Here is a 13,881-nt window from a genome sequence, read left to right on the forward strand (position 1 = left end):
TTGATGATAATTAAGAATGCGAAAATTTATGGAACTTATTTGCAAGATATAGAAATTGAAGAAGGAAAGATTAAGGCCATAGCTTCTAATTTACAAGGTAAGCAAATTTTAGATGCTAAGGGTATGAGTGTGCTCCCTTCTTTTGTAGATTTATGTGTAAATTTAAAGAATGATAAATTTTCTTTAGCCCATTTGGATCTTATTGAAGAGGAATGTTTAAAGGGAGGAATTTCGGCTATAATTTTGCGTGATTGTATGGATTTTGATGAAGAAAGTTTTGCTTTATTTTTGCAAAATTTAATCCGAAGAAAAGTGCAAATTTTTTCAAGTATACGTGTTAAAAATAAAAGTGGTAAACTTAAAAATCTAGCCACTCTTTTAAACAAAGGTGCTTGTGCTTTAGAACTTGATAGTGCTTTAGATGCAAATACTTTAAAAATTGCTTCTCAATATGCTTTTATGAAAAATGCACCATTATTAGTACGCTGCTATGATGAAGATTTTGATGATAATGGTGTGATGAATGATTGTGAGATAAGTTTTAATTTAGGGCTTATAGGTATGAGTAAAATTGCTGAAACAAGTCAAGTAGCTAAAATGAAAGAACTTGCTAAATTTTATAAAAACAAAGCGGTTTTTGATCTTTTAAGTTTGCAAGATTCTTTAGATTTATTGCATGAAAAGGATTTAAAACTTGTGAGCATACATCATCTTATTAAAAATGATATGGCTTGTGAGGGTTTTAATACCGCAGCAAAACTTATGCCACCTTTAAGATCTAAAGAGGATAGTTATGCTTTAAAAAAAGCTTTAAAGGATGGTAAAATACATTTTTTAACTTCTTTACATAGTGCTAAATCCCTTTCTTTAAAAGAATTGGCCTTTGATGAAGCAGCTTTTGGTATACATAGTATTTGTGATTTTGTAAGTCTTTGCTATACTTTTTTAATTAAGGATAATTTTTTAAGTTGGCAAGAACTTTGTCAGTTTACAAGTAAAAATCCTAGTGAATTTTTAGGACTTAATAGCGGCATTATAGAAGAAGGAAAAGAAGCTAATTTGATTTTTTTTGATGAAAATGAAGAACTTGAACTTCCAAAAAATTCACTTTATGCGGAAGATAAACTTTTTGGAAAAGTTAAAATGCATATGATTAAAGGAAAAAATGTTTTAGATTCCTAAAGACAGTTTAAATCCTAAAAATATCAATGCGGCTATAATACCTGCAGCAGGTAAGGTAATAATCCAAGCTAATCCTATAGGTTTCATCATAATCCAATTTGCGTTTTTGTTATAAACTCCTATGCCTAAAATAGCTCCTATAAGAGTGTGTGTTGAGCTAACTGGAATTCCAAATTGCGTTGCTAGAAGTATTACAGCACTTGCTCCAAGTTCTGCAGAAAAGCCTGTGGTAGGACGTATATTTGCAAGTTTTGAACCCACTGTAGTGATCACTTCTTTGCCTAAAAACCAAAGTCCTGTAACTAAGGCAACTCCAAACATGGCTAAAGCCGCAAAAGGTACAGGAGAGGTTGCATTTATAGCACCGTTTTTTAAAACATCTAAAATAGCTGCAAAAGGTCCAATAGCATTAGCAATATCATTAGCACCATGAGAGAAAGCAAAACTAGATGCGGTGAATATTTGAAACCATGAAAAAATTCTATTGGTGGTTTTATTAAGTTCTGTTTTTTTAACGATTTTAACTATGGCAAATGTACCTACATAGCTTATAGTTCCTATAATTCCTATAATCCAGAAATTTTGTAAAACATTTAAAGTATTGACATTGTTTAAGCTTTTAAATAAAAACATAGTAGCAATAATAGTAGCAGCAATACAGCCAATGATTGGTATGTGGGTTTTTAAAATGGAATAAATATCGATATTTTTTTCTTGTTCTTTAAAATTTTTCATTTTGTTTTTATAAAAATTGTTTCCTTGCTCGTCTTCTTCTAAGGCTATGGAACTAAGTTCTTTAACTTGTTCTTCAAAGCTTTTATTTTTCAGTTCTAAAAAATATTCTTCTTTAAATTTTTTCTTTTCTTTTTTGATATTTTTTAAAGTGTTGTTGAGTTTTTCTGAGGGTTTTAAGATTTTCTTGTCTATATAAGAATAAATAATATAAGCTACAATACCCCCTAAAAGTGGAGAAGCTACCCAAGAAATAACAATTTTTAAAATTTCACTCCATTGGACCATTGAAAAGGTTTGAATTCCATCAAATTTCAAAAAGCCCATCATCATGCTAGCACCTACTATTCCACCAACTATACTGTGTGTTGTTGATACGGGTAGGCCTTTTTTGGTGGCAATAAAAATCCAAATTCCAGAACTTAAGAGTGCTGCAAGCATAATTATGACAAAAAGCATAGGATCAAGAGAATTAGGAAAGACAACAATACCACTGCGTATAGTTTTGGTAACTTCTGCACCAGCAAAGATTGCTCCGCTAAGTTCAAATACAGCAGCAATGATTAAAGCTTGCTTGATAGTTACAGTTTTAGCACCAACACTTGTTCCAAAAGAATTTGCAACATCATTTCCACCTATGTTAAATGCCATAAAAATACCAAATATAGAAGCAAGAAGGAAAAGAATTAATTGATGTTGTGAAATATAGCCAAAGCCCCATATAATAAATGCAATAGTACTAATAATAAAAATAATAAAAGCTATTAAATTGTCTTTTTGCATTGACAAACCTTTTTTATTTTAATTATACACATATTTGCTTTAAATTTGCAAGTTTATTTTTCAAGCTTTGAAAGATATGATTTTTATTTGTATTAATTTTTTATAATAATATTTCAATAATTAAAGAGGGAATATGGAAAAGATGCGAGGGGTTTTTTGTATTATTATATTTTTTTCTTTGTTACATTGTGATGAGCTTGCAGATGCTTTAGCTAAAAATAATTCTAGAAATTCTTGGAAATATTTTGATTATAAAAAAATTAAAAAAGCACCGCAAATTCCAGAAGAAAATATCGATTTGCAAAGTACTTTTGATAATTTACTTTCAAAAGTTTTAGAAAACAATAATGGCATAGATAAAACAGATGGAAATTTAGATTTTGAAAATGAAAATGCTCAAGTTAAAAATTTAAATTCTCTTTATGAGTGGGAGAATAATTCTTTGCTTTTTCAAAAAGAACTTTTTATAGATCAAAGCAATTATAATTACTCAGGAGGTTTAATCAATCGTTATGAAAAAGATGATTTTTTATTTGGAGTTAATGGTTTTATAGACAAGCAAAAAGAACAAAAAGATACTAAAAGTTTTGGTGCAGAATTTGGCTATAGTAATTTTATAAAAGCTTATAGTAATTATTATATACCTAATGAAGCAGAAAAGAATTTGCAACTTGGAGTAAGTTTTGTAATTCCTGCTTATACGGCTTTTGCTTTTGATATAAGCAAAGACAATGATAAAATAAATTATCAAATGTCTTATTCTCCTTATAGTGTGTTTAGTTTAAATTTATTGCATCGTGATTACAATGCTAGAGAAAGCATTGATGATACTGTTGTTCGATTGGGGTTTAGCTTCAATTTTAAGGAAGACTTTTTAAAACAATTTAGAAAAAAAGACAATGCTTTAAAAGAAATAAATCGATACGATTTTCTTCAAAGAACGTATTAAGTCATTCCTGCATTATGAAATTTTTCTGGATTATTTATAGCATAATTGAATTGTTCCCAATTGATTTGTTTATCCCAGATTGCAACGATTAAAGCCGCGACACTGTTTCCACATAGATTTCCTACAGATCTCATTTCAGACATAAATTTATCAACTCCTAAAAGAACGCTTATTGCAGCTACAGGTAACACCTGTGCTAAAGTTGCATTTGCTTCGGCAATTTGCATGTTTGCTAGAGCTGTTAAGGTGCTTCCTAGTACTATAAAGCCTGATCCAGTGACACCTACTGCACCTTTTGAGGCTATCATTAAAACTATTAGAATGCTGATTTCGTGACTTAAACTTAAATTAACATTATAAGCTTGTGCTAAGAAAATAAGACTCATAGCTAAATAAATATTGGTACAATCAAGATTAAAGCTGTATCCTGTGGATAGGACAAGTCCTACGGTTGTTTTAGAAATTCCTGCTTTTTCAAGTTTACGCATTAAAGGAGCAAGAGCAGATTCGCTTGAGCTAGTTGCAAAAACAATCAATACCTCCCTTGATATAAATCTCATGAAATTAAATATATTTACTTTTGCAAAATAGCAAATCAGGCCTAAAATTCCAAATATAAATATAAGACATGAAATGAGCATCACTAAAAGCAAATAAGCAAGATTGATTAAAGAGTTAATTCCATATTGTGCTATGAGTACAGCCATGGCTGAAAATGCTGCAATAGGACTAAAATACATAATAATTTGTAAGATTTTAAAGACAAAATTTTGTATGATTTCAAAAAATCTTTGTATGGCTTGTTTATCTTCTGTTTTCATTAAAGAAATGATTAAAGCACTAATAATAGCAAGGAATAAAACTTGTATAGTTTTTCCTTGTGTGAAAGGCGTGATGATATCAGTAGGTATGGCGTTTTTTAAAATATGTATGATTTCTGAACTTGCATCAACTTGAGTGCCTTGAACAATATATTTTTCTACACTTTTAGAGTCTATTTTATTAGGATCAAGATTCATCCCGTGTCCAGGTTGCATAATATTTGCCATAAAAATACCAATAATTAGGGCAAGTGTGCTTACAACTTCAAAATAAATTCCTGCTTTAAGACCTATGCTTCCTACTTTTTTTAAGCTTTCAAGGCTTATAATCCCTAAAATCAAAGTGACAAAAATAATAGGACCAATGAGTAATTTTAAAGCTTGTATAAAATAATCAATTCCTGGTTTGCTAGCAATAGCTAATTCTTTATCTGTATATCCAAGTATAATACCTGTTATAATGCCTATAATGACCCAAAATCCAAGGCTTTTTATAATACGTTTGTATAAAGGTGGATTTGTTTTTGTGAAAGTTTGATTTAAAGTTTCCAAGCATCCTCCTTGAGATTTGATCTTTTTATTTTTAAGATAAAACATTTGCATTTCAAATTAAAAGTTTTTTAAATTATAAAAAATATTTTTTAAAAGTATTTTAATTTTTGATATTTGGCATTTTTTAGGCTAAATATTTTATTAAGAGTGTATTAAAGAAACAATATTTTTTATGAACAAATTTATTTTGATTATTTTTAAAGTTATTTAGTCTATCACCCAGAGTGATGATAACTTTGATGTATTGCTTGAGAGTTTTGGTATTGTTGATGAAGTATTTGCTAATAATATTACTTTGTAATTTATAATTAATATAAAATTAAGATGTATTTTTTAATTATAGTTTATTATTTTTCAATAAAGTTAAAAAAGGTTGGCGATTAAAACAAATTGAGATAAATTTTTTAATTCTTTGTTAAAGAATTAAAAAAAGCAATTTTGATATATAGAATAGTTTGTGTAAAAATTAAAAATTAGCCCAAATTGCAAATAATCTTAACAGTACTATTGACATATCTAAGAAAATCAATAAGGCTTCTTAGATTTAAAAACGAGTTTGTTTTAAGTCTAAATATTATATAATCTTTCTTAAAAATTTATCATTTTTCAAGGCAAAATATGTTTGATATCATTGTTATAGGTGGCGGTCATGCAGGGATTGAAGCAAGTGCTGCAGCCGCTAGAATGGGTAAGAAAACCTTACTTTTAACTACTTTAATTGATCAAATAGGAGCAGCAAGCTGTAATCCAGCTATAGGTGGACTTGCTAAAGGGCATTTAGTAAAAGAGCTTGATGCTATGGGCGGACTTATGGGTGAAATTACAGATCAAGCAGGGATACAATTTCGCATTTTAAATGAAAGTAAAGGCGTGGCTGTACAAGGCAGTAGAGCTCAAATTGATATGGATAAATATCGTATTATTACACGCAATAAACTTTTAAAATTGTCAAATTTAGAAATTTCTCAAGAGCAAGCTACGGCTTTAATTTTAGAAAATAATGAAGTTAAAGGTGTGCAAACAAATTTAGAAAATAAATACCTTACTAAAAAGGTGATACTTACAACAGGAACTTTTTTAAATGGTCTTATTCATGTGGGTGAAAATAAACTTGAAGCAGGAAGAGTAGGGGAGTTAGCTTCGCTTAAACTTGGTAATTATTTGCAAACTTTAGGTTTGAAAATAGGGCGTTTAAAAACAGGAACTTGTCCAAGAGTGGATGCAAAAACTATTGATTTTAGCGTACTTGAAATTCAAAATGGAGATATGTATCCTAAGGCTTTTAGTTTTCGTTCAAAAAATTTCAATCCCAAGCAACTTCCTTGCTATATAGCACGTACCAATGATACCACACATGAAATTATTAAAAAGAATTTTTATCGTGCTCCATTATTTACAGGACAGATTGAAGGTGTAGGGCCTAGATACTGTCCTTCTATAGAGGATAAAATCAAACGTTTTTCTGATAAGCAAAGTCACCATCTTTTCATAGAGCCTCAAACTATTGATGCAACAGAGTATTATATTAATGGTTTTTCAACTTCTTTGCCTTATGAAGTGCAAATTCAAATGTTGCATACAATAAAGGGCTTTGAAAAAGCTAAAATTACGCGTTTTGGTTATGCTATAGAATATGATTATATAGAACCTACCCAATTAAAACATACTTTAGAGCTTAAAAAAATTAATAATCTTTATTGTGCAGGACAGATTAATGGAACAACAGGTTATGAGGAAGCTGCAGCACAAGGTTTTATGGCCGGAATTAATGCGTGTTTGAGTATAGATGCAAAAGAGCCTTTTATTTTAAGACGTGATGAGGCTTATATTGGTGTTTTAATTGATGATTTGGTGATTAAAGGCACAAAAGAACCTTACAGGATGTTTACTTCAAGAGCTGAGTTTAGATTGCTTTTAAGGGAAGAGAATGCTATACTTAGGCTTGGAAAATATGGCTATGATATGGGGCTTTTAAATGATGAAGATTTTATGTATATTCAAAATATTAAAAATAATTTTGATAAAGGACTTGGGTTTTTGCTTTCTACAGAGTTGACTCCAAATAACCAAAACAATGCTTTTTTAGACAGCTTGGGTGAGGATAAAATTTCTTCCATTGTAAATCTTCAAAAAATTGTTGCAAGATCTAGTTTTAATATAGAAAAATTAAAAAAACTCGATCCTATGTTTGAAATTATGGATGAGCATTCTTTAAGAGAAATTTTAAATGAAGCAAAATACTACCATTATATAAGTATGCAAAAAGCCCAGGTAGAAAAAATGAAAAGTTTAAATATGCTTAAAATTCCTCATGATTTTGATTTTGCGAAAGTGAGTGGTTTAAGCAATGAGGTTGTAGAAAAGCTTAATTATCATAAGCCACCCACCCTTTTTGCTGCAAGTCAGATCAGTGGAATCACTCCTGCAGCACTTGATATTTTACAAATTTATATAAAAATACAAAAGAAAAAAAATTAATTTTTATTATTTTATAGTTTATTTTGTTTTTTAAAAATTTAATGAAATTATTTTGCGTATTTTTTCAATTTTTTGAGTTTTCTATCTAATGTCTTCTTTCTTTATTTTTATTAATACATAAAATCAAAACTTAATCAAAACAAAGAAAAAATTTATTTTAATTTGGATAGAATTCTAGTTTTGTTAAATAATTAAAAATCGAAAGGACAAGTTATGGCTACATCTAAGAGTAGACGAAGCTTTATAGGTTTCGCATTTGGAAGCGTAGCTGCTGTGGGCGGTGTTTTCTCGCTTGTCGCGATGAAAAAAACTTGGGATCCCCTTCCAAGTGTTAAAGCTGCAGGCTTTACTACAGTAGATTTATCTGGAATGCAAGATGGAGAACTTAGAACTATAGAATGGCGTAAAAAACCCATTTTTATATTGAAAAAAGATGCAAATATGCCAAAAGATGCAAAACGCGATGTTATTGTAGCAAATGCGGCTTATACTGTAGTTATAGGGCTTTGTACGCATTTAGGTTGTATACCTGCTTATCAAGCTAGTGAGCAATTATTCAAATGTGCCTGTCATGGTGGAGAATTTGATACTAGTGGAAAAAATGTTTTTGGACCTCCTCCAAAACCTCTTGAAATTCCTCCTTTTAAAATTGATGGAACCAAACTTGTTTTAGGTGAAGAAGGTTCTGAGTATAAAAAAATGATAGCGGAGGCTTAAGATGGCACAAATTAGAAAAGCTGATGGTCTTTTAGATTGGCTTGATCAAAGACTTGCAATACACAAATTACTTGATGTTTTGATGATAAAATATTGGATACCAAAGCAAATTAATTTTCTTTGGGCCATGGGGGTTATTTTAACTACTTTGTTTGCAGTGCTTTTTGTTACAGGGCTTTTGCTTGTGATGTATTATAAGCCTGATACAGCACTTGCTTTTGATAGTGTTAATAAAACTATCATGCAAGAAGTAGATTATGGTTGGCTTTGGCGTCATATGCACGGTGTTGCCGCTTCAATTGTATTTTTAATTATATATATACATATGTTAACAGGAATTTATTATGGTTCTTATAAAAAGGGCCGTGAGATGATTTGGGTTAGCGGTATGCTTTTGTTTGTAGTATTTTCTGCTGAAGCTTTTAGTGGCTATATGCTTCCTTGGGGTCAAATGAGCTATTGGGCAGCTCAAGTTATTACAAATCTTTTTGGTGGTATTCCTTTTATTGGTCCTGAACTTGTGATTTGGATTCGCGGAGATTATGCAGTTTCTGATCCGACTTTAACAAGATTTTTTATGTTGCATGTATGCTTACTTCCTATAGTTATTATAGCTATTATAGTATTTCATTTTTACTCTTTAAGAATTCCTCATGTAAATAATGAAATTTCTGAGGAATTAGATTTTGATTTGGAAGCTGAAAAATACATGGCAGGGGATACAAAAAGTTCTAAAGTCATTCCTTTTTGGCCAGGATTTTTATCTAAAGATTTTATGTATATAAGCTTTTTTATGATTTTCTTTTTTTATTTAGTGTGTTTTAAATTCGATTTTGCAATGGATCCTATTAATTTTGATCCTGCAGATGCACTTAAAACTCCAGCACATATTTATCCTGAGTGGTATTTTTTGTGGAGTTATGAGGTTTTAAGAGGATTTTTCTTTGATATTGCTGGTATTAAAGCTTTTGATATAGGTTTGCTTGCTTTTGGTATTGCCCAGGTGATTTTCTTTTTGCTTCCTTGGCTTGATAGAAGCGATGTTGTAAAACCAGCACATGAAAGACCTTTATTTTTTATTTGGTTTTGGATTTTATTGATTGATTTGATTGTTCTTACAATTTATGGAAAACTTCCTCCAACAGGTGTTAATGCTTGGGTTGGATTTTATGCTTCTGTTGTGTTTTTACTTTTGCTTATTGTAGTTTTACCAATTATTACAATTATGGAAAAAAAAGGAGCTAAATAATGAGAGAATTAAAAATATTTTTAGTAGTAGTTGTTTTTACTGCACTTGTGTATTGGGGCGTAGAGCCTTATGCACACTCGGTAATGAAACCTCATGTTACTCCTGCTAATTTTGATTTTGCTGTTGAAGATACTACTTTTGCAAAAAATACAGTCCAAAATAAGGAATTAGCTTTAAAAGAAGCACAAGCTTTGGGCGATTTAGCAAAAATTAAAAGTGCACAAAAAGAACTTGATGAGGCTAAAGCGAATTTAAATAAAATCGAAGCCCTTTGGGCTGAGGTTGCAAAAATAGATTTTGCTAAAGGCGATGCAAAAAAAGGGAAAGAATTTTTTAATAATAATTGTTTTGCATGTCATGGTATAAAAGAAGATGGAATTATGGCAAATATTACTGATTCTTCTATGGGGGTTGTCCCACCTGATCTTAGTTCAGCAGGCGCTATATTTGATGAGAAGTTTTTAGCTGCTTTGATCATGCATCCTGCACTTGCTTTAAAAGTTGATCATAAATTTGCAGATGCTTTTATCATGACAGCTTATAATAGTGAAACTTCAGGAGACAGCCAAGATCTTGTAAATGAGAATATAGCTAATGTTATTGCTTATCTTAAAGAAGTAAGCCTTCAATTTGAAGCCAATCAGAACTTAGCTATTAAAAAAGAAGTTGAAGTTAAATATGCTAATATGGAAAATAATGATCAAAAATTAGCTTTAATGCAAAAAGATATAGCTTTTGCTAAAAATAAAGCTACTTTTATTGAGGCTTGTGGACGTTGTCATGATATGAAATATGATAATTTCTTTGCTCCATCAAATAAAAATGATTTAAAAGCTTATTTAGGGTCGGTTCCACCTGATCTTTCTATGATGATTAGATCCCGTGGTCAAGAGTATTTACATGATTTTATCAATAATACGCAAAAACTTCTCCCAGGAACTGCTATGCCAAGAGTAGGCTTAAAAGAATCTGCACAAGCTAAAGTTATATCTTATATCGAACAAGTAGGTGATAGTAAAAAAGAAGAAAGAAAAATTCTTGGGCTTTACATTATAGCTTTCTTTGTGATTTTAAGTGTTTTTGCTGTAGCTTGGAAACGTTCTGTTTGGTCTAAATTACATTGATATAACATTTTAATATTACATTTTTACCACTATTTGCCTTTTAGTGGTAAAAAATCCCATTTTTTCTACATTTTTATTAAATTTTAATATTCAAAGAGAGATACTTTACGCTGTAAAATTATTTTTATATATTTAGGAGTATTTTTTATGTTAGAAAAAAAATTAATTAAATTTATTTTAAAAAAATGGAATTATGGAGATTTTAGAATTGTTTTTTGGGATAAAGAAGAAGTTTTTATTGGAAAAAAACCTAGTAAGTTTTCTTTAATTTTTAAAGAAAAAATTCCTTTTTTAAAATTATTTGAGGATACAAGTTTAGTTTTTGCTAAACATTATATGGAAGCTAAACTTGATATAGAAGGTGATTATGATGAAATTGCTAAAGTGTTGTATTATTTTTCTAATCGACGTTTTTTAAAAAATAAAGAACAAGTATTAAGTAAAATCAATCAAAAACAAGAAAGTAAAAATATTAAGAGCCATTATGATATAGGCAATGATTTTTATAAACTTTGGCTTGATGATACGATGAGTTATTCTTGTGCGTATTTTAAAAATTGCAATGATACGCTTTATGAGGCTCAGATTAATAAAATAGAACACACTCTTAAAAAACTTGATTTAAAGCAAAATGAGAAGCTTTTAGATATTGGTTGTGGTTGGGGTTGGCTTTCTATAACAGCGGCACAAAAATATGGAGTTAAAGTTCTAGGGATTACTATTTCGCAAGAACAATGCAAAAAAGCTCAAGAAAGAGTAAAAGAATTAGGACTTGAGGACAAAGTAGAAATAAGGCTTCAAAATTATCAAGATTTAGAATTTGAAAATTATTTTGATAAAGTTGTTTCAGTGGGTATGTTTGAACATGTGGGTAAGGAAAATTTAGGGCTTTATTTTATGAAAGCTAAGCAAGTGTTAAAGCCAGGAGGAACTATGCTTTTACACTCTATTTTAGCTATGTTTGAAGGTCATACTAATGCTTGGATAGATAGGTATATTTTCCCGGGGGGTTATTTACCTTCTTTAAGGGAAGTTGTAAGTACTATGAGCGAGTGGGATTTTCACCTTCTTTTAGCTGAAAGTTTAAGAATTCATTATGCTAAAACTTTGGATTTATGGGAGCAAAACTTCAATCAAGTTTTAGATGAGGTGAGAAAAAACTATGATGAGGAATTTATAAGAATGTGGAATTTGTATTTGCGTTCTTGTGCGTCTGCTTTTCGTATTGGAAGTGTAGATTTGTTCCAATTTTTAATTACTAAAGAAATCAATAACAATTTAAGCCTTACTAAAGAATATATTTATAAGTAAAAACTAAACTTCAATTCGATATAATCACACTTTCATTTCACACGCATCAATCCTTTTAGCTTGTAAAATTAAAGGATGCGGAGGAATAAAGCTAAATTGTTAAGGAGAATTTTATGGTCAGTATGAGAGATTTATTAGAGTGTGGTGTTCATTTTGGGCATCAAACAAGACGTTGGAATCCAAAAATGAAAAAATTTATTTTTGGTGAAAGAAAAGGCATTTATGTAATTGATTTACAAAAAACCTTAAGATATTTTAGATATACATATAATATTGTCCGTGATGCTGCTGCTGAGGGTAAAACCATACTTTTTGTTGGAACTAAAAAGCAAGCAGGAGGAGCGATAAAAGAATATGCTGAAAAATGCGGTATGCCTTATGTCAATCATAGATGGCTTGGTGGTATGATGACAAATTTTGGAACTATACGTCAATCTATTAGAAAATTAGAAGTTATTGAAAAAATGGAAGAAGATGGAAGTATTAAGCTTTTAACTAAGAAAGAAGCTTTAATGCTTACTCGAAAAAAAGAAAAATTATTAGCTTATCTTGGTGGTATCCGTTATATGAAAACACAACCTGATATGATTTTTGTTATTGATACGGTAAAAGAAAAAATTGCTGTTCAAGAAGCTAATAGATTAAAAATCCCTGTAGTAGCACCGCTTGATACTAATTGTGATCCTGATTTGGTAACTTATCCAATTCCAGGAAATGATGATGCCATCCGTTCAGTACAGCTTTTTTGTCAAGAAATGGCTGAGGCTATTAATGAAGGCAAGGCTTTAAGAGAGCAAGATGATCAGCCTGTAGTAAACGAAGAAAAAGAAATCACAGATGAAGAGAAAAAAGAAGTTTTAGATGAAGCTATAGAAGACTTTGATGAGGAGCAAGAATAATGACTGAAATTACTGCTGCTATGGTAAAAGAACTCCGTGAAAGCACGGGAGCGGGAATGATGGATTGTAAAAATGCTTTAAGTGAGACTCAAGGTGATTTTGATAAAGCCGTTCAGCTTTTAAGAGAAAAAGGTTTAGGTAAGGCTGCTAAAAAAGCTGATAGACTTGCGGCTGAAGGTTTGGTGAGTGTAAAGATAAGCGATGATTTTACAAGTGCGACTGTAAGTGAGATTAATTCTGAAACAGACTTTGTGGCTAAAAATGATCAATTTATTGCTTTGACAAAAGATACAACAACTCACATTCAAAACAATGGTTTGCAAACTGTAGAAGAACTTTATTTAAGTACAATTAAAGGCGTACAATTTGAAGAATATTTAAAAAGTCAAATTGCAACTATAGGTGAAAATTTAGTTGTAAGAAGATTTGCTACTTTAAAAGCAGGTGAAAATGGCGTTGTAAATGGCTATATTCATACTAATGGACGTGTAGGAGTTATTATCGGTGCTACTTGTGATAATGCTGAAATGGCTTTAAAATCAAGAGATTTTTTAAAGCAACTTTGCATGCATATTGCTGCAATGAAACCAAGTTATTTGAGTTATGAAGATTTAGATATGGCTTTTATAGAAAATGAATATAAGGCTTTGGTTGCTGAACTTGAAAAAGAAAATGAAGAAAGACGCAGACTTAAAGATCCTAATAAACCTGAACATAAAATTCCTCAATTTGCAAGCCGTAAGCAACTTAATGATGAGATTTTAAAAAAAGCCCAAGATGCTATTAAAGAAGAATTAAAAGCTCAAGGAAAACCTGAAAAAATTTGGGATAATATTATTCCAGGTAAAATGAATAGTTTTATCGCGGAGAATTCGCAGCTTGATAGTAAGCTTACTTTAATGGGTCAATTTTATGTTATGGATGATAAAAAAACCGTAGAACAAGTAATTAGTCAAAAAGAACAAGAATGGGGTGGGAAAATTAAAATCGTTGATTTTATCCGTTTTGAAGTAGGTGAAGGATTAGAAAAGAAAACCGAAGATTTTGCAGCTGAAGTTGCAGCGCAACTTTAAAAACAGTTAAA

General features: G+C 30.3%; 11 protein-coding genes. 9 read left to right on the plus strand and 2 right to left on the minus strand.

Annotated elements, in window-relative coordinates; genetic code table 11:
* Positions 1-3: 3 nt before the first annotated feature.
* Positions 4-1,182, plus strand: coding sequence for a metal-dependent hydrolase (locus tag GRQ01_RS01320; protein WP_158334053.1), 1,179 nt, complete (start codon positions 4-6; stop codon positions 1,180-1,182).
* Here the strand turns inward: GRQ01_RS01320 and GRQ01_RS01325 are convergent.
* Entirely contained in the window at positions 1,171-2,697 is a 1,527-nt protein-coding gene (locus tag GRQ01_RS01325; RefSeq protein ID WP_158334054.1) for an inorganic phosphate transporter, read from the minus strand. The genes GRQ01_RS01320 and GRQ01_RS01325 overlap by 12 nt on opposite strands.
* 142 nt (positions 2,698-2,839) lie before the next feature.
* On the opposite strand from GRQ01_RS01325, the gene GRQ01_RS01330 reads away from it, so the two are divergent.
* Positions 2,840-3,646, plus strand: a complete 807-nt coding sequence (locus GRQ01_RS01330) for an inverse autotransporter beta domain-containing protein (protein WP_158334098.1) — start codon at positions 2,840-2,842, stop codon at positions 3,644-3,646.
* On the opposite strand, the gene GRQ01_RS01335 is transcribed toward GRQ01_RS01330, so the two are convergent.
* A complete protein-coding gene (locus tag GRQ01_RS01335) occupies positions 3,643-5,019 on the minus strand; it encodes a cation:dicarboxylate symporter family transporter (protein WP_158334055.1) in 1,377 nt (458 codons plus the stop codon). The two genes, GRQ01_RS01330 and GRQ01_RS01335, sit on opposite strands and share 4 nt — an antisense overlap.
* Positions 5,020-5,637: 618 nt before the next feature.
* Between GRQ01_RS01335 and mnmG the strand changes: the two genes are divergently transcribed.
* From mnmG to tsf, 7 genes are all read left to right on the plus strand, one after another.
* Positions 5,638-7,497 carry a tRNA uridine-5-carboxymethylaminomethyl(34) synthesis enzyme MnmG gene (gene mnmG, locus GRQ01_RS01340; protein ID WP_158334056.1) on the plus strand — a complete coding sequence of 620 codons (1,860 nt, stop codon included), beginning with the start codon at positions 5,638-5,640 and terminating at the stop codon, positions 7,495-7,497.
* 213 nt (positions 7,498-7,710) lie between these two features.
* Complete coding sequence (gene petA, locus GRQ01_RS01345; protein ID WP_158334057.1) at positions 7,711-8,214, plus strand: ubiquinol-cytochrome c reductase iron-sulfur subunit; 504 nt, start codon at positions 7,711-7,713, stop codon at positions 8,212-8,214.
* 1 nt (position 8,215) lies between these two features.
* On the plus strand, positions 8,216-9,463 hold the full coding sequence (locus tag GRQ01_RS01350) for a cytochrome b (RefSeq protein ID WP_158334058.1): 1,248 nt from the start codon (positions 8,216-8,218) through the stop codon (positions 9,461-9,463).
* Positions 9,463-10,587, plus strand: a complete 1,125-nt coding sequence (locus GRQ01_RS01355) for a c-type cytochrome (RefSeq protein WP_158334059.1) — start codon at positions 9,463-9,465, stop codon at positions 10,585-10,587. The genes GRQ01_RS01350 and GRQ01_RS01355 overlap by 1 nt, the downstream gene beginning before the upstream one ends.
* A gap of 147 nt (positions 10,588-10,734) precedes the next feature.
* Positions 10,735-11,898, plus strand: a complete 1,164-nt coding sequence (locus GRQ01_RS01360; RefSeq protein ID WP_158334060.1) for an SAM-dependent methyltransferase — start codon at positions 10,735-10,737, stop codon at positions 11,896-11,898.
* Positions 11,899-12,011: 113 nt separating this feature from the next.
* Positions 12,012-12,797 (plus strand): 30S ribosomal protein S2, encoded by a 786-nt coding sequence (gene rpsB, locus GRQ01_RS01365; protein ID WP_158334061.1) that lies wholly within the window; start codon positions 12,012-12,014, stop codon positions 12,795-12,797.
* Complete coding sequence (gene tsf, locus GRQ01_RS01370; protein WP_158334062.1) at positions 12,797-13,870, plus strand: translation elongation factor Ts; 1,074 nt, start codon at positions 12,797-12,799, stop codon at positions 13,868-13,870. The genes rpsB and tsf overlap by 1 nt, the downstream gene beginning before the upstream one ends.
* Positions 13,871-13,881: the final 11 nt, after the last annotated feature.

Origin of the sequence: Campylobacter bilis (assembly GCF_016806695.1) — a bacterium.
GTDB lineage: Bacteria > Campylobacterota > Campylobacteria > Campylobacterales > Campylobacteraceae > Campylobacter_D > Campylobacter_D bilis.

Bases quoted from the DNA above. Each gene is read 5' to 3' on its own strand.
- GRQ01_RS01360 (WP_158334060.1), top strand. From the start codon at position 10,735: ATGTTAGAAAAAAAATTAATTAAATTTATTTTAAAAAAATGGAATTAT.
- GRQ01_RS01355 (WP_158334059.1), top strand. From the start codon at position 9,463: ATGAGAGAATTAAAAATATTTTTAGTAGTAGTTGTTTTTACTGCACTT.
- tsf (WP_158334062.1), top strand. From the start codon at position 12,797: ATGACTGAAATTACTGCTGCTATGGTAAAAGAACTCCGTGAAAGCACG.
- rpsB (WP_158334061.1), top strand. From the start codon at position 12,012: ATGGTCAGTATGAGAGATTTATTAGAGTGTGGTGTTCATTTTGGGCAT.
- mnmG (WP_158334056.1), top strand. From the start codon at position 5,638: ATGTTTGATATCATTGTTATAGGTGGCGGTCATGCAGGGATTGAAGCA.
- GRQ01_RS01320 (WP_158334053.1), top strand. From the start codon at position 4: ATGATAATTAAGAATGCGAAAATTTATGGAACTTATTTGCAAGATATA.
- GRQ01_RS01325 (WP_158334054.1), bottom strand. From the start codon at position 2,697: ATGCAAAAAGACAATTTAATAGCTTTTATTATTTTTATTATTAGTACT.
- GRQ01_RS01350 (WP_158334058.1), top strand. From the start codon at position 8,216: ATGGCACAAATTAGAAAAGCTGATGGTCTTTTAGATTGGCTTGATCAA.
- GRQ01_RS01330 (WP_158334098.1), top strand. From the start codon at position 2,840: ATGCGAGGGGTTTTTTGTATTATTATATTTTTTTCTTTGTTACATTGT.
- petA (WP_158334057.1), top strand. From the start codon at position 7,711: ATGGCTACATCTAAGAGTAGACGAAGCTTTATAGGTTTCGCATTTGGA.